Origin of the sequence: Neomoorella carbonis, assembly GCF_045278715.1 — a bacterium.
In the GTDB taxonomy this organism is placed as follows: domain Bacteria; phylum Bacillota; class DSM-521; order Neomoorellales; family Neomoorellaceae; genus Neomoorella; species Neomoorella carbonis.
Genome location: NZ_CP136420.1, coordinates 2,265,403 through 2,284,418 on the forward strand (window position 1 = coordinate 2,265,403; position 19,016 = coordinate 2,284,418).

The following is a 19,016-nucleotide window of genomic DNA, read 5'->3' on the forward strand; positions in this document are numbered from 1 at the left end:
AAGACGCCGGCAGGGGCAAAAAGGGTACAGAAAAAGGCCACGTCCTTCCGGATACGTGGCCCCCATGGTCCTTCAGGCCTGCAACGGGCGAGTCCCGCCCCGGCTGAGGCCAGGATTGGCTCTGAAACGGCCTTGTTACAACATTTTTAATACCGCCCTGGGCAGGGCCTCACCCTTGCATCTGGCTCCCGGGTGGTTTTGCTTCCGGTTCTGATGGTGTCAGGGGTACTTCCGGTGCCGCCAGGGCTCCGGCAGGCACCTGGATCTTTACGCCGCTGTTATACTGGTAATCCGTAATCTTCATGTTAATGGTCATGGTTTCCAGGGGTACGGTTTCTCCCTGGAATTTATCCGCAAAAGCGACCAGGCCGGTCATTTCCGAGGCATAAGTAAAGTTGTCTTCCACGCCGATGGCTTCCTCACCCCAGAAGGAAACGGACTTCAAGACGCCGCCGGCCTGGGTCAGGACCTGCTCCATCTCCGGGGTCAACCCTCCGGGCAGGGCCTGCATCAAGGCCCGCCAGTCGTCAATCCGGCCGTAGTAGGCGATACGGTGAACCTTATGCCCGTTCTCTATGCCCTCGCCCAAATACCGGAAATGGAAGCTGTCCTTCAGTCCCGGCGGTAACCCCGCCGCGTTCCTGCTCTGTTCCACCAGGGCTTTCAGGTCCGGCAGGGCTCCTTTGGGCAGCTTCATCCACCGGGGTTCCGCCATGCCCGGGGCCTCTACCCGCTGGTACATAGTCCCGTCCACCAGGTACTGTTCCATGGTCATCTGCACCTTACCGCCTGCTGGCAGGTCTTTACCCGGTGTTTTCTCAGCCGGCAGGTTAAGGGTCATGTCCACCTTCTGGTGCAGGCTCAGGGGATAGCTGAACTCGCTCACGATATTGCCCTGCATGGAAACCGGGGGCATTTTCCCGGCCATTTCCGGCCGCGGGCGCATGGTCACGGCCATGCTGCCGGCGAACTTCAGGTCTTTGACCTTGGCCTGGGCCTGCCGGGCGGCCTGGACAATCCTTTCCGCCTCCGGGTCGCTGCCAAAAACCCTGGCCAGGAAAGCAACCCCCTCGTCCACGGTTAGGAGCCTGCCGGCGTCCTGGCCGGGCTGCAGCAGGCCGGCCCGTACCAGCCAGGCATAGGGGGTATAACCCCAGCTCTCCCGTTCCAGGGACCCCTTTACCTCCGGCGCGGCGACGCCGTCCGGCAACCCCAGGACCCTGGATGCCATCACCGCCGCCTCCAGCAGGGTAACCGGCCGGTCGGTGTGCAGGCCGCCGTCGGGGTAGCCCCTGATGACGCCCTTTTCCTTCAAAGCCGTTACCGCCGGGCCGTACCAGGCATCCCCCTGGGTATCAGCCGGGTTACCCTTCACCTGCACCCCGGCCGCCCGGGCCAGGAGGGCGGCAAACTCACCCCGGGTCAGGGTCTTCCCCGGCGCCGGAGCCTGGGGAAATACCTGGCGGAGCTGGTCGCCGGTGACCGTCCCGGCCAGGGCGGCCGGCGTCAGGGCCAGGATCAGTCCCACGGCTAGTATCAACGCCTGAAACCACTTCTTCATACTTTTCCCTTCTCCCCTTTCGCTGTTCTTCCCCCTGTACCTCTCTTATTGTTGAATAATTCTCTACCCTGCCAGATTTCTCCTGCCGGCCGGGGAAATTTATAGCAGATAATATCCTATCCCACATCCCTCCGGCTGAACACCCGTCCGGCCAGCAATCCCAGGGCCAGGTAGCAGATTAGGGACTCCAGTAGCAATCCCGGCAGAAAGAACCAGGAGTCTACAGTTATATGATCCAACACCCACCCGACGACCGGGCGAAATAAGGAGGGGAACGCCAGGGGTAAAAGGCCCAGAAGGGGTAACAGCATTACATAAGAAGCGCGTCTATAATCCCAGGTAAAAAAGACCAGAAAAACCAATCCCTCCAGAACCAGCACCAGGGCCAGGGGGAAAGCCAGGGATATGAATAGGAGGCTGATCCCGCCCTGGGGCGTAAACCAGCCCAGCCAGTGCGCCAGGCCGCCCGCAACGATTACCAGAAGGCTGCCGCCTATGGTTAGCAACAGGCCGCCGGCAAATTTGCTGGCCACAATGGTGCCGGGGCTTACAGGCAGGGAGCGCAGCAAGCCCAGGCCCCCGTCTACTTCCTCCTGATAACACATGCGGCCAACATAAAAGTAGGGTAAGAAAAGACTCCAGAAGGCTATGAAGGCGTTCCCATTTTCCATCCGGCTAAAAAACAAGATCATGGCCGCAGCCATCAAGGCATAGGTCAAGATACTCGAGCGCAAAACCCTCAGATCCTTGGCTATAAGGGTCCACATGGTTTTCTCCCCCCTGGAATTTAGTTTTGGCGAGAAAATAGCTTTTACCTTACTTTCGCCGATGGTAATTGTTCCCCCGCTCCTGTGGCCCTGTTTAACTTCAGCTGCGGCCGATTTTTCCCTTCCTTACCACTGCCAGAAGCAGGTCTTCCAGCTTTAAGGGACTTGTCTCCAGGTACCGGGCCGCCTCCGGAAGCTGCTGCAGCAGGTGGCGGTAACTGCCCGTTACCCCCAGGCAACGGCCGCCTTCCTGCTGCCAGGTTTTCAGCCAGGGCTTCAGTTCCTCCAGGCGGGAAGCAGGGAAGGCCAACCCCTTCCAGTCGGCCAGGAGGTCGTCCTTCTCTTGGCACAGGAGCAATCTGCCCTCGTTTAAAACGGCCACATAATCGGCCACCTTCTCCACGTCTTCCATGAGATGGGTGGAGAAAAAGATAGCCCGTTCTTCGTCCTGGATGAAGGCCAGCATCTCCTGGAGGACGTCGTGCCTGGCTACAGGGTCCAGGCCGGCCATGGGCTCATCCAGGATGAGCAGGCGGGGCCGGTGGGCCAGGGCCAGGGCCAGGGAGAGTTTGGTCCGGGTCCCCCTGGAAAGTTCTTTAACCTTCCTGTCGCGGGGCACATTAAACTTTTCCAGGAGCCGGCGGCACAGTCCCTCGTCCCAGTGACGGTAAAAGCGGGCGTAAAAGCCGGCCGTCCATGCCACCGTCATGTCCTGGTAATAGGGGTGGCTTTCGGCAACGTAGCCCACCACCTGGCGAATTTCCAGTTCGTCCCGGCGGGAATCCAGGCCATATACCCGGATTTCCCCGTCGTCGGGGTGAAAAAGGTTCAACAGGCATTTAATGGTGGTGCTTTTGCCGGCGCCGTTGGGACCGATGAAGCCCATGATATAACCGGCGGGCAGTTCCAGGGATAAGGGCCCCAGGGTAAAACCGGGGAAAGACTTCTTTAAGTTCTGTACTTCCAGGGCGGCAGTCATGGTTTGCCATTACCTCCTTGCAGGATGCCGTCGAAAATGGCGCTGATTTCGCCATCCGTGAGTCCCAGCCTGCGGGCCTCCTCCAGGGCCCGGGTAAGCAATCCGGCCGCTATTTTCCTGGCCGCCGCGCGGGCGGTTTCCCGGTCGACCCGGGCTACGAAGGTCCCCACCCCCTGGCGGGTAGTCAGCAAACCCTCCCGCTCCAGCTCCAGGTAGGCCCGCCGGGTGGTAATGACGCTGGTGGTAAGCTGCTGGGCCAGCTCGCGGATGGAGGGCAGGGGATCCCCCGGGGAAAGCTCGCCGGTGAGAATCAGGCGGCGAATTTCGTTAATGATCTGCTGGTACATGGGCTCCGGGTTTTCCCCGGATACTTTGAGGAGCAAGGGTATCCCTCCCCTTTTACGCTTTCGGGTGACCCGTTCCCCCTCGGATCGATGCCCCGGAGAAACTACTGTATATACTATCTATATACAGTATAGGCACAAGCGCAGGCCATGTCAAGGCTTATGTGATAGTTTAAAGACACCGTACCGAATTATTACCTGATCACCCCCTTGACAGGAACTCCCTGCCCCTGGTATGCTAAAGGTAACCTGCTAAGGGAAACAAACCATAGGTTTACCTGTTCACCATTGCCAAGGTCGAGCTGAGTTGAGAGCCAAGTATAGAGATGAGTGGAGACGAGACTGGCAGGAGTGAAGGCAATAACAGCCTGGCGGTTTTCGTCAGGTTGTTTTTTATTATCCAGCCGCACCGGGGCTGCAGCCCCGCCGGCAGCAATAATTCATTATCAAGGGGGACTTATCAATGGAAGAGGTCAAAGTAACCCGGGTGGAAAAGCAGGGGCTGCAGGCCATGGACGTGGTCGTGGTGGCCGTCTTGCTGGCAGCAGGCGCGGTACTCAGGATGATCACCCCGCCCTTCTTTGGCATTACCCCCAACGTAGTCATCGGTATGTACGTCCTGGCCATCATGCTCCTTAAGCCCCGCCTGCCCCAGGTGCTGGGGATCGGCCTGGTGGCAGCCGCCGTCTGCCAGCTGACTACCAAATCATTGCTGCCCTACCTGAATTTTGCCAGCGAACCGGTAGGAGCTATAGTTACCGCCCTTTTACTCTACCTGCCCTTTGATAAAAACGGCTTTTCCCGGGCGGCGAAGCCCTTTGTCGTTACCTTTCTGGGCACCTTCGCCAGCGGTTTTACCTATATTACCATTTTTAAAGCCGTTACCCTCTTTGCCACGTTGCCCAAGAACCCGGCTTATACCTATCTCTTAATGGTTGTCCTTGTCACGGGCGTGTTCAATGCCATCCTGGCCCAGGTCCTCTATTTCCCCTTGAAGCAACTGCTGAAAAATATGTAGTTACGGGTTGAATCACGGGGAGGCCGGCCATGAAGCCCATAATTGCAATAGAAAACTTTACTTTTTACTATCCCGACAGCCAGGTACCCGCCCTGGAGGGAATAAATTTAACCGTCCGGGAGGGAGAATTTTTAGGCCTGACCGGCCCCGCCGGTGCCGGTAAGACCACCCTGGCCCTGGCCCTGAATGGCATCATCCCCAATTTTCAGGGCGGCCGTATGGGTGGCAGGGTAATGGTCGCCGGTTTAGATACGGCAAAAACCCCCTGCGCCCGGCTGGCCGGGGTTATCGGCAGCGTCTTCCAGGACTCGGAAGCCCAGCTGGTGGCGGAAGTAGTCGAGGATGAGCTGGCCTTCGGCCTGGAAAACCTGGCCGTTCCGCGGGAAGAAATGCAGCGGCGCATCGGCGCCGCCCTGGCAATGGTGGGCATCGCCGGCCTGCGCCACCGCAGTTTACGGGAATTATCCGGCGGCCAGAAGCAAAAGGTGGCTATTGCCGCTGCCGTGGCTTTAAGGCCCCGGGTGCTGGTGCTGGATGAACCGACTTCCGAACTCGACCCCCGGGGGACCTTGGAAATCATGGCCCTCCTGCAGCGGCTCAACCGGGAGTATGGCATAACCATCCTGCTGATTGAACAAAAAATAAGTGTCCTCGCCCCCCGGGTCCCCCGGTTGGTGTGTCTTAACAAGGGCCGCATCGTGGCCGATGCCAGCCCGCGCCAGATCCTGGCCCAGGAGAAATTGACGGCCGACCTGGGCCTGGAAGTCCCCCCGGTAACAGCCCTGTTCCGGATGCTGCGCCGGGCCGGCGTCTATCACGGCGACCTGCCCCTGGATATAGACGAAGGCCGGCGGGAGCTGGGACGCCTGCTTGGGAGCCGGGCGTCCACGGCATAGCGGCCCGCAGGTAGGCTATAGATTCTTATGAAGACTCCAAAGGGGCAAGCAGCTCCCCGTACGCATTTATTTATAGCCAAGGACCTGGTACGGGCAAAAAAACGGCAGGGGAGCAATCGGTAAATACGCCGCTTATAACCGGCTAACCTTTCCCGGCGAGTTGAGCGGCAACTGCTGGGCAGGGATCATGGCGAGAGAAAAACGCTGCCAGCCGGCGGTAAAAGATACCTGCAGGGATGTCGCCAGCAGTACGGGGCGGCAACCTGTATCTGGAGGCGCAAAAATGATCCGGGCTGAAAATGTACAGTTTACTTACCCCAACGGTTTTCAGGCCCTCAGGGGCTTCTCCTTTCATATCCGGGCCGGGGAATTCGTGGCCGTCATCGGCCAGAACGGCGCCGGGAAAACCACCCTCCTCAAGCTCCTGAACGGACTTCTTAAACCCACATCAGGCAGGATTCTGATCGGCGGCCTGGATACAGCCAGGGCGCGGGTGGCCGAGCTGGCCCGCAAGGTAGGGTTTCTCTTTCAAAACCCGGATCACCAGATCTTCCTGCCTACCGTAAGGGAAGAACTGGCCTTCGGTCCTAAGAATTTAGGTCTCAAAGGGGCGGCCCTGGCAGATAGGGTGGCGGAGGCGGCTGCCGCCGTAGGCCTCACCCCTTACCTGGACGTTAACCCCCGGCAGCTCAGCAAAGGCCAGCGCCAGCGGGTGGCCCTGGCCTCCGTCCTGGCCATGCAGCCGGAAGTCCTGGTCCTGGACGAACCCACCACCGGCCAGGACTACCGCGAGGCCCTGGAAATAATGAAACTTGTCAAGAGGCTGCACCAGCAGGGCCGCACCATACTCCTCGTCAGCCACGATATGGAAATGGTGGCCCGCTTCGCCGACCGGGCCCTGGTCCTGGGAGCAGGGCAGCTGCTCCTGGATGGGCCCGTGGCGCAGGTCTTTGCCCGGGATGATATCCTGGCCGTGGCCGGCCTCGTACCTCCCCAGGTCATCCAGCTCGCGCGGCCTTACCAGGAACAGGGGCTCCTGCGCCCCGTCCTGACGGTAGAAGAATTGTATGCCGAAATTATCGCCGTATTAGGGGGAGAGATAGATGCCCGCCAGGTCCTTCCTGCATAAACTCAACCCCCTCACCAAGGTCGCCTGGTCCCTGGCCGTTATTACCCTGGCCTTTGTCTACCAGCAGCCCCCGCCCCTCTTGAGCCTCTGGGCCTCGGTCCTGGCCGTCGCTCTGTTTGGCAAGGTGCTGCGGGAAATCTTACCTGCCATCCGGGGGTTGATCATCTTTGCCGCCATCTTTTTCCTCTTTCAGGTCTTTTTAATCGACGAGGGCCAGGTTGTTTTTACCCTGGTACCCGGCACCGGTATCGGCCGCATCACCGACGCGGGGCTCAAGGCCTGTACCGTCCTCGCTTTAAGGATGCTGGCCATGACCTCCACCATTCCCGTTCTCCTGGCAACCACCCCGCCCAAGGATATGATTGTCGCCTTTGTGGAAAAACTCAAGGTCCCCTATGTCTACGCCCTGATGCTGGTAACCTCTTTAAGGTTCATCCCTACCCTGCAGGAAGAGTTGCGCCTGGTCATCCAGGCCCAGCGGGCGCGGGCTTACGACCTGGAGGGCCGCAGTTTTATCAAGCGTTTTCTGGCCCTCATCCCCCTGGCCCTCCCTCTCCTCCTTATGTCCGTCCAGCGGGCCCGGACCATGGCTATCTCCATGGAAACCCGCGCTTTTGGCGCCGGCCCCCGTACCAGCCTGCATACCTCGACCTTCCAGCCGCTGGACATAGGGGTAATCTCTTCATGCCTGCTCCTCACAGCCGTTCTGGTGGTTGTATCGCTGCGTTAAGATTGTCCATCCGGTAATGCATTAGCCCCGGTATTGTAACCTAGCCCCGGTATTGTAACCGGGGCTAATGCGTTTTTTGCAAGAGGTATCGGGCGAGTTTTAATGTAAAAGGATATTGGGGATTCCTTGACTGGAGTTATTTTCAAGTATATACTTAAAGTAAACTTAAGTCCTAACTAATACCTTCTTGGGGGGGAAACGCATTGGAATTTGCCACCAGCAAGGAGCTACGTATTTATACTGGAAAGATATTAGAGAAGGTTAGGGCGGGGGAACGTTTTGCCATTACGCATCGGGGTAAGCCCGTGGCATGGCTAATACCCTTCGAAAATGACACTCCCGAATTTTCCCCTCTTCCCTATCATGAGGCGTGGGCAGATATTGAACGGGCCCTGGAAGCCAGCGAGCCATATTACCCTGACTGGCACGAAGCTCTCAAGGAAAGCAGGCGGCAAAAGTGATATTCGTAGATTCTGATGTATTACTAATCGACCTGCGCTATCGCCGTGACACTAAGTATAAAGAAAACGCTGCTTTTTTAGCCAAGCTCAAGCATGGCAAGCAACAAGGTATTACATCGATTTTCAATGTTTTAGAGGTATGTGGTATCCTTTCGTATAACTTAAACGAGCAGCAGCTATTAAACCTTTATTGTCATCTGCCGACACATTATAACCTGCAAATTTACCCCTCCTCAAGGGAGTACCTGCCGCGCCTAACAGTAAAAAGTATCCTGGCGATCATAAGCAAAAAGGCCAGCTTTGGCGATGCGCTAATTATCTATACGGTACGAAACATGGGTCCACTGGTATCGCACTATGTTAGCTGGAACGCCAGGCATTTCCTCCAGCAGTTGTCCATACCAGCTTTGACGCCAGCAGAGGCCCTGGAAGCTGGAATTCTGAAAAATGCTGGCACTGAATGAAAAAAGCTTGCCCCGCTGTATAACTATACCCTTTACGGTAAAGGTTAATTAAGGGGTGCCGTGCTTGGAAGAAAAGGACCTTATCCGTAGCCTCAACTGGTTCTACAGCCTGGAAATCGAGCAAGTAGACCTCTATAAGAGCCAGGCCCGGGCAGCAACCGACATTTACCTGCGGCAGGTATTGACCCGGATAGCGGCTATGGAACAGGAACACGTCATCAACCTGGAAGCGGAAATCAGCCGCCGCGGCGCCACCCCGACCCGCCTGGGAGCCATCATTGCTCCCCTCCTGGGGGTGGCAGCCGGGACCATCCTCAACTGGACCAATACCCGCACCCTCCTCTGGGCCAACATTACTTTAGAAGAAAAGGCCATGGCTGACTACAAACGGCTAATCCTGAAAGTTGCCGAAAAACCCCTTTTTAACCTCCTCTGGAGCCACCTCATTGATGAAGACCTGCATGCCGCCTGGTTCAGCAATAAGCTGAAAGAGCTGGACCGCCTGGCCCTGTATTAACAGGATGGTAATAGAAAAACTTGACAGGAAAAATAGGATGAGTTATTATTACTATAAACTATACCAAATGAATATACTTTAGATCGGATGTAGTTTTACATGCGCTTAAACCAGGCCACCGATTATGCCTTCCGCGCCGTCCTGTACCTGGCGAAACTGGAACCGGGCACCATCGCCGAAGCCCAGACGATTGCGTCCCGCGAAGATATCCCCATGCGCTTCTTGCTTAAAATCATGCGTTCCCTGGTCCAGGCCGGAATAGTGCAATCCTACCGCGGCGTCAGCGGCGGTTTTGCCCTGGCCCGGCCGGCGCGGGAAATTACCCTGCTGGATGTCGTCGAAGCAGTAGAAGGACCGGTTAGCGTTAACCGCTGCCTTCTGGACCCGGAGTACTGTAATAAACACGGCGCTCCTTGTTGCCCGGTACACCGGGCCCTGGGCGCAGTCCAGGACGCCCTGCGCCGGGAGTTGGAGCGTTACAACTTCGCCGAGCTGGCCGGGAAAAATTGAGTAAAGACTTGAAAGGAGGGATTATTTTCAAATAAACTATACTATTTGGGTATACTTTGATGTATTTTGAGGGGAGGAGAAAAGTTATGGATGCACTCTTGCTGGCCAGGTGGCAGTTCGGGATTACCTCAGTTTACCACTTCCTCTTCGTTCCCCTGACCCTGGGACTATCAGTCCTGGTGGCCATCATGGAAACCATCTATGTCCGCACTGGTGATGAAACTTACAAGAACATGGCCCGCTTCTGGGGCAGGCTCTTTCTCATCAACTTTGCCATGGGCGTGGTGACCGGTATCGTCCAGGAGTTTCACTTCGGCATGAACTGGTCCGAGTACTCCCGCTTCGTCGGAGACATTTTCGGTGCCCCCCTGGCTGTGGAAGCCCTGGCCGCCTTTTTCCTGGAATCCACCTTTCTGGGCCTGTGGCTCTTTGGCTGGGATAAGCTGCCTAAAGCCCTCCACGCCGCCTGCATCTGGCTGGTGGCCTTCGGAACCAATCTTTCCGCCTTCTGGATCCTGGTGGCCAACTCCTTTATGCAGGAGCCGGTGGGCTATGTCTTGCGTAACGGCCGGGCCGAGATGACGGATTTCTTCGCCCTGCTGACCAACACCCATGTCCTCTATCAATTCCCCCACACCGTCCTGGCCGGCTTTGTGACAGCCTCCTTTTTCGTAATGGGGATCAGTGCCTACCACCTCCTGCGGCAAAGCCAATTAGAGCCCTTCCGCCGTTCCTTCCGGCTGGCTTTGATAACGGGCGTCATCAGCAGCCTGCTGGTGGCGGCCGTCGGCCACTTCCAGGGCCAGTACCTGGTCAATGCCCAGCCCATGAAGATGGCAGCCGCCGAAGCCTTGTGGGAGAGTGCCGATCCGGCCCCCCTGGCCCTGGTGGCCCTGGTTGATGCAAAAGACCAGACCAATACCTTCGAGATTAAGATTCCCGCCCTGGCCAGTTTTCTTGCCTATAACAGCTTCCAGGGCGAGGTTAAAGGCCTGAAGGATCTTCAGGCCGCGGCAGAGGCCAGCTACGGCCCCGGCAATTATATCCCGCCGGTCGCCCCGGTCTTCTGGAGCTTCCGCCTGATGGTCGTCGCCGGGCTGTGGTTAATTTTACTGTCCCTTTACAGCCTGTACCTGTGGCGGCGGAGACGCCTGGAAGAAAAAACCCTGGTCCTCAAGGCCCTCCTCTGGAGCATTCCCGTGCCCTATCTCGCCAACACCGCCGGCTGGTTGATGGCCGAGATCGGTCGCTATCCCTGGATTGTCTACGGGCTGCAGCGGGTCGAGGCGGCCGTCTCGCCCGGAGTATCCGCCGCCGCTATTTTGACAACCCTGGTGGCTTTTACCCTGCTGTACGGGGTCCTGGCGGTAGCCGACGTCTACCTCCTGGCTAAATACGCCCGGCATGGTGTTGAGACAACTCCTGCCACCAGGATGTTAGATAATTCCGGGGAGGTATCCTTATGGATCTAACTGTCCTCTGGTTTATCCTGGTAGCCGTCCTTTTTGCCGGCTTCTTTTTCCTGGAAGGCTTTGACTACGGCGTCGGTATCCTGCTGCCCTTCCTGGGGAAAAGCGATGGGGAACGCCGCGCCATTATCAACAGCATCGGCCCCTTCTGGGACGGCAACGAGGTGTGGATGCTCACCGCCGGCGGGGCCATGTTTGCCGCCTTCCCCCACTGGTACGCCACCCTTTTCAGCGGCTTTTACCTGGCGTTATTCCTTATCCTCGTCGCCCTGATCGTGCGCGGGGTAGCCTTTGAATTCCGCAGCAAGGATAACCGCCCCGCCTGGCGTAACTTCTGGGACTGGATGCTTTTCCTGGGAAGCATCTTGCCGGCCCTCCTGTGGGGCGTGGCCATGGCCAACCTGATCCGGGGCGTACCCATTGACGACCGGATGCAGTATGCCGGTACCTTTTTCGATCTCCTTTCTCCCTACACCCTGCTGGGGGGCTTGACCTCTCTTCTCCTTTTCACCCTGCAGGGGGCACTTTTCCTGGCCCTCAAAACCGGGGATGAACTGCCGCAGCGTGCCCGGCAGGCGGGGCTAAAGATAGGTACCGGCGCTGTGGCAGCCCTCCTCCTGCTGCTAATTATGAGTTACCGGGAAACCGACATCTTTACCCGGATTGTACCCGGAATCGCCGCCTGGGGCGCCCTGGTGGCCCTTCTCCTGGCCTGGTGGTCGCTCAGCTCCCGGAGCTACGGCGGGGCTTTTATCTTGAACGGTCTGGCCATCCTCCTGGGCACTGCGGCTCTCTTTGGCGGCCTCTTTCCCCGGGTAATGGTTTCCAGCCTGAATCCCCGGTGGAGCCTGACCATTTACCAGGCCTCCTCCAGCCCCTATACCCTTAAAGTTATGACCATCGTCGCCCTCACCCTGGTACCGGTGGTCCTCCTTTACCAGGGCTGGACCTACTGGGTATTCCGCCAGCGGGTTAAGGCCAGAAACCTGGAATATTAGGAGTTGGAGGCCGGGGGCTTGCCGGAACTGGCTACTTCCCTTTTTGTTTCGAAAGTACGGCAAAGGGTGAATGGGGCTAGCCAAGAGTTTTCGAATACGCACCAGAAAGGGTTAGAGCAAGGAAGGTCCTGCGGAGAGAGGGGAAGGTAATTTGCTGCTGGAAAGGAACCTCCTGGGCGAAGCACGCCGGGTGCGCTGGCACCTGGCCGTGACCATCGGCCTGGGCCTGGCGGCCGGCTTGCTGGCCATCCTGCAGGCCGGTTACCTGGCCCGGGTGGTGAACGGGGTCTTCCTGGAAGGGCAGGATCTGCGGGGTGTCTGGCACTGGCTCATGGCCCTCCTGGGCATCATTTTCCTCCGGGCGGGCCTGGCCTGGGGTGTAGAAGTGGCGGCCAACCGGGCCGCGGCCCGGATCAAATATGACCTGCGCCGGCGCCTGGTGGGCCACCTCCTGGCCGTAGGTCCGTTACCTTTAAAGGATGAGCATACCGGGGAGCTGGTCAATGTCCTGGTGGAAGGAATTGAGGACCTGGAGGCTTATTTTGCCCGCTATTTGCCCCAACTGGCCCTGGCGGCCCTGGTGCCCCTGATGGTCCTAGGTTTCGTCTTCCCCCTGGACCTGTTTTCCGGCCTGCTCCTCCTTTTTACCGCCCCCCTGCTTCCACTGTTTATGTTCCTTATCGGCAACCGGGCAGAAGCCCTCACTCAACAGCAGTGGCAAACTCTGAGCAGCCTGAGCGGCCATTTCCTGGATGTGCTGCAGGGCCTTACCACCCTGAAAATCTTCGGCCGCAGCAAGGAGCAAGCTGAAGTCCTGGCCCGCCTCAGCGACCGTTTCCGGTCCACCACCCTGGGAGTGCTGCGGGTGGCCTTTCTCTCGGCCCTGGTGCTGGAACTTGTAGCTACCATCAGCACCGCCCTGGTGGCTGTCACCGTGGGACTGCGCCTGGTTTATGCCCAAATACCCTTTAATGAGGCCCTGTTCCTCTTGCTGCTGGCCCCGGAATTCTACCTGCCCCTGCGCCTCCTGGGCAGCCAGTTTCATGCCGGCCTGGCCGGCGTCAGCGCCGCCCGACGGATCTTCGCCGTTCTGGATATGGCAGGCCCTTGCACTACCCCGGCCTCCCTGCCTCGAGGCGCGGAAACAGGAAATCTCCCGCCGGGCAGGGAAAGTCGCATACGGCAGCCGGGGCTGCATATTGTCCTGGCAGGGGTTCATTATACTTACCCGGATAGGGAGCGGCCGGCCCTGGAAGAGGTCTCCCTGGAACTCCGGCCGGGGGAAAAGGTGGCCCTGGTTGGTCCCAGCGGCGGGGGGAAAAGCACCATCGCCCACCTGCTCCTGCGTTTCCTGGAGCCCGATCGGGGGCTGATTACCGTCAACGGCTTTCCTTTAAACAGGATCCCCCTGGAGGAATGGCGCCGGCAGGTGGCTCTGGTTCCCCAGCATCCCTACCTTTTCAGCGGTACTATAGCCGACAATATCCTCCTGGGACGTCCGGAAGCCTCGCGGGAGGAAGTGGTGGCCGCGGCCCGCCTCGCCGGGGCCCATGAGTTCATTGCCGCCCTGCCCCGGGGTTATGATACGCCCATCGGTGAGCGGGGGCTGCGCTTGAGCGGCGGCCAGGCGCGGCGCCTGGCCATTGCCCGGGCCATTTTGAAGGACGCCCCCTTACTGATCCTGGACGAAGCTACGGCCAACCTGGATCCAGCCACTGACCGGCTAATCCAGGCGTCCCTGGAGCGCCTGATGGAAAACCGCACGGTGCTGATTATCGCCCACCGCCTCAGCACCGTCTACCGGGCGGACCGCATCGTGGTCCTGGCCTCCGGCCGGGTGGTGGAGGCAGGACGGCACGAGGAATTAATGGCGCGGCAGGGTGCCTATTACCGCCTGGTCACAGCCTTTCATTGCGCAGCCGGAAGGGTGAAGGTTAGCTCAGCGCCCGCTAACTCGCTCCATTCCGGAAGCCTCACCGGAGCGGTGGACTATACCTTCGGGCATGACCGGCGTAAATCCGTTAGCATGGCCGCCCGCTCCGCACGCTCTCTCAATATGCCGTACTTTTCATGCCGCCAAAAACATCACCAGCCTAAAGGCACGCCTGCCCCTGGCCCCCAGAACTGCACCGCCCTGTACCGGCAGTTACCCCCTACCTATTTTAAGGGGAGAACTACCACCAGCACTTGCATCCGTCTCCTGGGTTTGCTTGCACCCTCTTGGGCCGCTATACTGGGAGCCACCCTGCTTGGATTTTTTACCATAGCCAGCAACGTCGGCCTCATGGCCACCGCGGCCTTTCTCATTGCCAGCGCCGCCCTCCACCCGCCGGTTTCAGACCTCATGCTCCCCATCGTCGGGGTGCGCTTTTTTGGTATCTCCCGGGCCGCCAGCCGTTACCTGGAACGTTATGTAAACCATAGCGTCACCCTGCACATCCTCAGCCAGCTGCAGGTTTCCTTTTACCGGGCCCTTGAGCCCCTGGTCCCGGACCGGCTGCCGGACCACCACAGTGGCGACCTGTTGAGCCGGGTCGTGGCCGATGTGGCTACCCTGGAAAACTTTTATCTCCGCGTCCTGGCCCCGCCCCTGGTAGCCCTGCTGGTCATGGTGGCCGTTTTCGTTTTCCTGGCCTATTTTGCCATCAAACCGGCCCTGGCCTGGCTGTTATTTTTTCTGGGGGCCGGCATCATCGCACCCCTGGGCCTCAAGGCTGCCGGCCGGCGGGCGACCCGGCAGCAGGGAGAAATACGAGCGGCCCTTAACGCCTCCCTGGTGGATACCGTCCAGGGCATGCCTGAAATCCTGGCCTGCGGATACGCCAGACAGCAGCAGGAACGCATCGCCGCCTTGAGCCGGGAACTACTGGTTCTCCAGGGCCGCGAGGCGGGAGTGGCCGGCCTAGCGGCCGCCGTGTCAGGCCTGGCCATGAACCTGGCCCTGTGGTCGGTCCTGGTGCTGGCCATCCCCCTGGTGGCCAGCGGACAACTGGACGGCGTTTACCTGGCCATGCTGGCCCTTGGAGCGGCTGGCAGCTTTGAGGCCGTCCTGCCCCTGGCCATGATACCCCAGCGCCTGGAAGCAAGTCTGGCTGCAGCCCGGCGGCTCTTTGCCCTTATCGATACCCGGCCTGCCGTCCAGGACCCGCCCGGCCCGCCGCCACAGCCGGCAAACTACCACCTGGAGGTAAAAGGACTGCGCTTTCGCTACGCCCCGGAAGAACCCTGGGTCCTGGACGGCCTCGACTTTACCGTGCCCGAAGGGGGCCGGGTGGCTATCGTCGGTCCCAGCGGGGCCGGGAAAAGCACATTAGTAAACCTGCTCCTGCGCTTCTGGGATTACGAGGAAGGATCTATCCGCCTGGGTGGGTATGAACTCAAGGCCTATCCCCCGGAAGAGTTGCGCCGCCTGATAGCTGTAGTTTCCCAGCAAACCCATCTCTTCCATGCCACCATTGCCGAAAACCTCCTACTGGCCAGGCCTGGTGCCAGTCGGGAGGAGATCCGGCAGGCCGCACGGAAGGCCAGGCTGGACGAATTTATCCAGAGCCTGCCCGGGGGATATGAAACCTGTATCGGTGCAGAGGGATTGAAACTCTCCGGGGGCCAGCGCCAGCGTCTGGCCATCGCCCGCGCCCTTTTGAAAAATGCTCCCATCCTGATACTTGATGAGGCCACATCGGGCCTGGACCCGGTGACTGAGGGGGAAGTAAGGCAGGCTATCTACCGTTTAATGGCCAGCCGGACCACCCTGGTCATAACCCACCGCCTGGCGGGCCTGGAGGCCATGGATGAGATCCTGGTCCTGGATAAAGGGCGGATCGTCCAGCGGGGACGGCATGAGGAACTTCTCCGGCAAGAAGGGCTTTACCGCCGGATGTGGGAGCTGCAGCACGAAGTATTACCTTAGATCAGGCCTATGTCGCTTTTGAGACCCATTATTACTCTGGGGAATATTCCCTTAAAATCTTGACCAGTTCCCTGCCGGCCCGCTCCAGGTCATCATTAATAATCACGTGCCGGTACTTACCAGCATAACTCATTTCCATAGCCACCCGCTCCAATCTCTTGGCAATGACCCCGGCGTCCTTTTCCCTCCCGGCCAGCCGCTGGCGCAGTTCTTCCATATTTGGCGGGGCAATAAAAATCGGGACGACATTTTCAGGGAAGCGCTCCATGACCTCAACGCATCCCAGGACATCCATGTCGGTAATAATGTCATAGCCGTTCTCCAGGGCATATAAAATTGTCGGCAAATGAGTACCATAGTAGTCCCCGGAATGGATCTGCTTCCATTCCAGGAAGGCTCCTTGAGCGATCATTGCTTCAAAATCAGCTTTACTGACAAAAAAATACGGGAAGCCCTGGGCTTCCCCCGGTCGCATAGGGCGGGTGGTTATTGAGGGCAGGTAGTAAATACCCCGGAACCGCTCCAGGGCATAGTTCAACAGGGTATTCTTCCCCACCCCGGAAGGCCCGGAAACCACGAAAAAGAAACCCTGTCGATTTTTTCGATCTTTAACTCGAAAGTCAACGATCAATTTGCGAGAAAGAATCATAAGGCATAATTCCCCACAGGAAATACTAATTTTGTTTACATTTTACCACACAGCCTCAGGCAAGGCAATGCGGCCTTTACCGTTGCCGGCGGCTAAAATCTCGTACTGCCTGGACCACGGCTTTCAAGTTCTGATTCGGCGTCCGCAAAGGTACAGCGCACTCCGGCGCTACCAGCCTGATGCCCGCCTTAAGCAGCCTTTCTACTTCGACCTTGACCTCCGCTACCCTGCCGTTCAGTAGGGTCTGAGGGTTATTGATGCCTCCTACCAAGGTCAGGCGGCCATTGGCCAGGATAAGGAGCTCGGCCGGCGGGTTGCGGGAATCAAAATGAAAGGCCGTAAAACCCGTCTGAGTAAAGTAGCCCAACCGGTCGGTAACCCGGCCGCATGTATGGAGAATAACCGGGACATCCGCGGGCAATGCCTTAACGGCCCGTTGGTGCAAAGGCAGGAGAAACTCGCGATAGGCGGTAGCACTAACCAGGTCGCCGGTAGCATGGTCGGCCCAGGTTAGGACATCAGCACCGGCCTCCACCTCTGCCGCCGCCAGCAGCAAAGGAACGGCCACCAGCCGCCCCAGCAGATCCCGTACAGCCTCCGGTTCTAGGACCAGTCCCAGAAGGAAATTCTGTACCCCGCACAAGTGGTAGGCCAGGGTCCAGGGGCCAATAACCTTGCCCACCACGGCTACGCGGTGACCGTAACGCTTTTTCAGCAGACTGATAGCCGTGAGAAGAGCTTTAATCGGCTGCCGGTTCAGGAAATTCGGGGGTAGGCGCCACTCCTCCCATTTCTGCAGGGGGTTATTTTTAATAGCCGGCATGGCGTCCACCGGGTTCCAGTCCACCGTACAGCCCAGGGCCGCAGCCTCCAGCAGGATGCTGAAATAGGGTGCGACGGTATCAAAGCCCAGTAGTTCGTGGCCGGTTGCCGCCAGGGCGGCCATTTTATGGGGGTCGGTATGAGCCTCGGGAAAAAAGGCGCCGGTGGCAGTCATGCTTTCCATCGTAGCTACCGAGGTGGGTGTAATTAAAGGTAGACGGTCGACATCTCTGCCCCTGAGAGCTGCTACTACTCGCTCACAGCCGGCCATTTGCTCCCTGGCTGCCATGAACCCATCCCCCTTTTCCTAAATCTCAATCTTCATGCTTGTGGAGCCGGCCCAGGCGCCGGTAAACGGCCAGCATCTTTAGCCAGAAAATGGCGCGAAAACCTGTGGCCGGGTCCAACCCAGTAAGCTGCTTAATGCGCTCCAGGCGGTTGGTGACGGTATTGCGGTGCAAGTGTAATTGCTCGGCCGTTTGCTTAATATTCATATTGTTATCTATAAAGGCTTCGACAGTCTCCAGTAACTGGATCCCTTCCTCGCCTGCTGCCTCAACCTTCTGAAGGAGGGGTTCCAGGTATCTGCTGGTCAGGCGGCGCGGCAGGGCACAGGCCAGAGCTTCAAAGAGGATGGTGTCGGCATCGATGAAGCCGTTGCTTTTACCGCACGCAGACCCCAGGGAAATTAACTCTACCGCTTCCTGGTAAGATCTCCTTAAACCGGCAATCTCCTTGACAATACTCCCGTAGGCCACCTGAACGGAGAAAAGATGATTCCCACTGACCAGGTCATATAGATGCTTCCCTATAACATCCAGGGCCTGATAAAGGCGGGGTAGATTATCAGTATCTAAAAAGGCCTTACAAATCACCAGGTAATCTTCACTATAAAAGGCCACCAGGTCTTGGGCGGTTATATAAAGATCCCCTTTTACATGTTCCAGGATTTCACTTTTTAGCTGTTCGCGGGTAACGTCATAACCCAGGTGCAAATTAATATTAAAATAGCGATTCTCCTTGGGCTCCAGCCGCAGGACGATGACGGCCCGGGGAAGGTTTAAGTCATACCCGGCATTTAGCGCCCGCAGCTTTAATTCCTCCGCCCGGGAAGCTGCCTCCCGCCCCAGGAGGGCACTCAAAAGGGCCTCCTCTTCCCGGGTAGTATAGTATTGCTCATCCCGGCGCCGGGCCGCTGCCAGTATCCCTTCCAGGGAAGCTTGTAATAGAGCCGCGGTTTCTCCGGGGAACGACCCCTGCCACCCCAGCCAGGCTACCAGCTGTTCGTTCACCGTTAAAGGAAGAAAGTGGTTTTCATCCTTTGCTGGTACCACAGGCGTGGCACCAGCATCTACCTCGGAAGAAGATACCGGGCGGCAATAAAGCCCGGCCGCAGTTAACTCCTGCACCTCCGGCCGTAATGAATGTACCCGGCCCGGGTCCGAACTGGCTATTACTACTCCGTCCGGGTTGATTATTTCTATTACCACCCGGCCAGTTGCCGCGGCCCGGTCCAGCAAGGGCTGAATTAACTCCTGCTGCAGCATTCCCTTTCCCTCCGATATTTCCCATGGCCATACTTACATCCACATCCTGCCTTTAATGATAATGTATCACCGCCTGGCTAACAAAAGCTAATTTTTTTCTCAGGGCAAGCTTTATGATAAAATACGCGATTACAGGCCGCCAATCCTGCCGTCGCTACTAATCCCCGTATAGGTAAAAAGTAAACGCCCCCAGGAAGGCCTGCCTCACAGAAGGCAAAACCCCTCTGCCAATGGCAGAGGGGCCA

Annotated in this window: 17 protein-coding genes and 2 pseudogenes; 12 read left to right on the forward strand and 7 right to left on the reverse strand. The window is 58.2% G+C overall.

Translation table 11 applies throughout. The features are described 5' to 3' along the window. Positions 1–169: 169 nt before the first annotated feature. The 4 genes from MCACP_RS11570 to MCACP_RS11585 all read right to left on the reverse strand — a co-directional run bounded on the left by MCACP_RS11570 (position 170) and on the right by MCACP_RS11585 (position 3,690). Complete coding sequence (locus MCACP_RS11570; protein WP_406676900.1) at positions 170–1,561, reverse strand: DUF6612 family protein; 1,392 nt, start codon at positions 1,559–1,561, stop codon at positions 170–172. A gap of 116 nt (positions 1,562–1,677) precedes the next feature. After that, positions 1,678–2,328 (reverse strand): ABC-2 transporter permease, encoded by a 651-nt coding sequence (locus MCACP_RS11575; protein ID WP_406676901.1) that lies wholly within the window; start codon positions 2,326–2,328, stop codon positions 1,678–1,680. A gap of 100 nt (positions 2,329–2,428) precedes the next feature. Beyond that, a complete protein-coding gene (locus MCACP_RS11580) occupies positions 2,429–3,307 on the reverse strand; it encodes an ABC transporter ATP-binding protein (RefSeq protein ID WP_406676902.1) in 879 nt (292 codons plus the stop codon). Further along, entirely contained in the window at positions 3,304–3,690 is a 387-nt protein-coding gene (locus tag MCACP_RS11585; protein WP_406676903.1) for a GntR family transcriptional regulator, read from the reverse strand. The genes MCACP_RS11580 and MCACP_RS11585 overlap by 4 nt, the downstream gene beginning before the upstream one ends. A gap of 424 nt (positions 3,691–4,114) precedes the next feature. On the opposite strand from MCACP_RS11585, the gene MCACP_RS11590 reads away from it, so the two are divergent. From MCACP_RS11590 to cydC, 12 genes and pseudogenes are all read left to right on the forward strand, one after another. Next, positions 4,115–4,669 (forward strand): tryptophan transporter, encoded by a 555-nt coding sequence (locus tag MCACP_RS11590; protein WP_406676904.1) that lies wholly within the window; start codon positions 4,115–4,117, stop codon positions 4,667–4,669. Between the two features lie 29 nt (positions 4,670–4,698). Beyond that, on the forward strand, positions 4,699–5,565 hold the full coding sequence (locus MCACP_RS11595) for an energy-coupling factor ABC transporter ATP-binding protein (protein ID WP_406676905.1): 867 nt from the start codon (positions 4,699–4,701) through the stop codon (positions 5,563–5,565). Positions 5,566–5,848: 283 nt separating this feature from the next. Then, complete coding sequence (locus MCACP_RS11600; protein WP_406676906.1) at positions 5,849–6,694, forward strand: energy-coupling factor ABC transporter ATP-binding protein; 846 nt, start codon at positions 5,849–5,851, stop codon at positions 6,692–6,694. After that, the gene (locus MCACP_RS11605) at positions 6,669–7,424 is read left to right on the forward strand and encodes an energy-coupling factor transporter transmembrane component T family protein (protein WP_406676907.1); all 756 of its coding nucleotides are present in this window, start codon (positions 6,669–6,671) and stop codon (positions 7,422–7,424) included. The genes MCACP_RS11600 and MCACP_RS11605 overlap by 26 nt, the downstream gene beginning before the upstream one ends. Positions 7,425–7,627: 203 nt before the next feature. After that, entirely contained in the window at positions 7,628–7,885 is a 258-nt protein-coding gene (locus MCACP_RS11610) for a type II toxin-antitoxin system Phd/YefM family antitoxin (protein WP_054938000.1), read from the forward strand. Beyond that, positions 7,882–8,349, forward strand: coding sequence for a hypothetical protein (locus tag MCACP_RS11615; protein WP_406676908.1), 468 nt, complete (start codon positions 7,882–7,884; stop codon positions 8,347–8,349). Before MCACP_RS11610 ends, MCACP_RS11615 begins: the two co-directional genes overlap by 4 nt. A gap of 55 nt (positions 8,350–8,404) precedes the next feature. Next, positions 8,405–8,866, forward strand: a complete 462-nt coding sequence (locus MCACP_RS11620) for a ferritin-like domain-containing protein (RefSeq protein WP_236712922.1) — start codon at positions 8,405–8,407, stop codon at positions 8,864–8,866. Between the two features lie 99 nt (positions 8,867–8,965). After that, positions 8,966–9,376, forward strand: a complete 411-nt coding sequence (locus MCACP_RS11625) for an RrF2 family transcriptional regulator (RefSeq protein ID WP_106004805.1) — start codon at positions 8,966–8,968, stop codon at positions 9,374–9,376. Between the two features lie 86 nt (positions 9,377–9,462). Next, on the forward strand, positions 9,463–10,848 hold the full coding sequence (locus MCACP_RS11630; RefSeq protein ID WP_406676909.1) for a cytochrome ubiquinol oxidase subunit I: 1,386 nt from the start codon (positions 9,463–9,465) through the stop codon (positions 10,846–10,848). After that, positions 10,839–11,843, forward strand: coding sequence for a cytochrome d ubiquinol oxidase subunit II (cydB, locus tag MCACP_RS11635; protein ID WP_406676910.1), 1,005 nt, complete (start codon positions 10,839–10,841; stop codon positions 11,841–11,843). Before MCACP_RS11630 ends, cydB begins: the two co-directional genes overlap by 10 nt. A gap of 154 nt (positions 11,844–11,997) precedes the next feature. Continuing rightward, positions 11,998–13,752, forward strand: a pseudogene (cydD, locus tag MCACP_RS11640) (thiol reductant ABC exporter subunit CydD); the annotation flags it as partial. A gap of 300 nt (positions 13,753–14,052) precedes the next feature. Beyond that, positions 14,053–15,753 (forward strand): annotated as a pseudogene (cydC, locus tag MCACP_RS11645) (thiol reductant ABC exporter subunit CydC); the annotation flags it as partial. A gap of 31 nt (positions 15,754–15,784) precedes the next feature. On the opposite strand, the gene gmk reads toward cydC, so the two are convergent. From gmk to MCACP_RS11660, 3 genes are all read right to left on the reverse strand, one after another. Further along, positions 15,785–16,384, reverse strand: a complete 600-nt coding sequence (gmk, locus tag MCACP_RS11650) for a guanylate kinase (protein ID WP_406676911.1) — start codon at positions 16,382–16,384, stop codon at positions 15,785–15,787. A 94-nt stretch (positions 16,385–16,478) separates the two neighbouring features. Then, complete coding sequence (locus MCACP_RS11655; protein ID WP_406676912.1) at positions 16,479–17,513, reverse strand: MtaA/CmuA family methyltransferase; 1,035 nt, start codon at positions 17,511–17,513, stop codon at positions 16,479–16,481. A gap of 25 nt (positions 17,514–17,538) precedes the next feature. Next, positions 17,539–18,771: a PucR family transcriptional regulator gene (locus tag MCACP_RS11660; RefSeq protein WP_406676913.1), complete on the reverse strand. Its 1,233-nt coding sequence runs from the start codon at positions 18,769–18,771 to the stop codon at positions 17,539–17,541. Positions 18,772–19,016 lie beyond the last annotated feature (245 nt).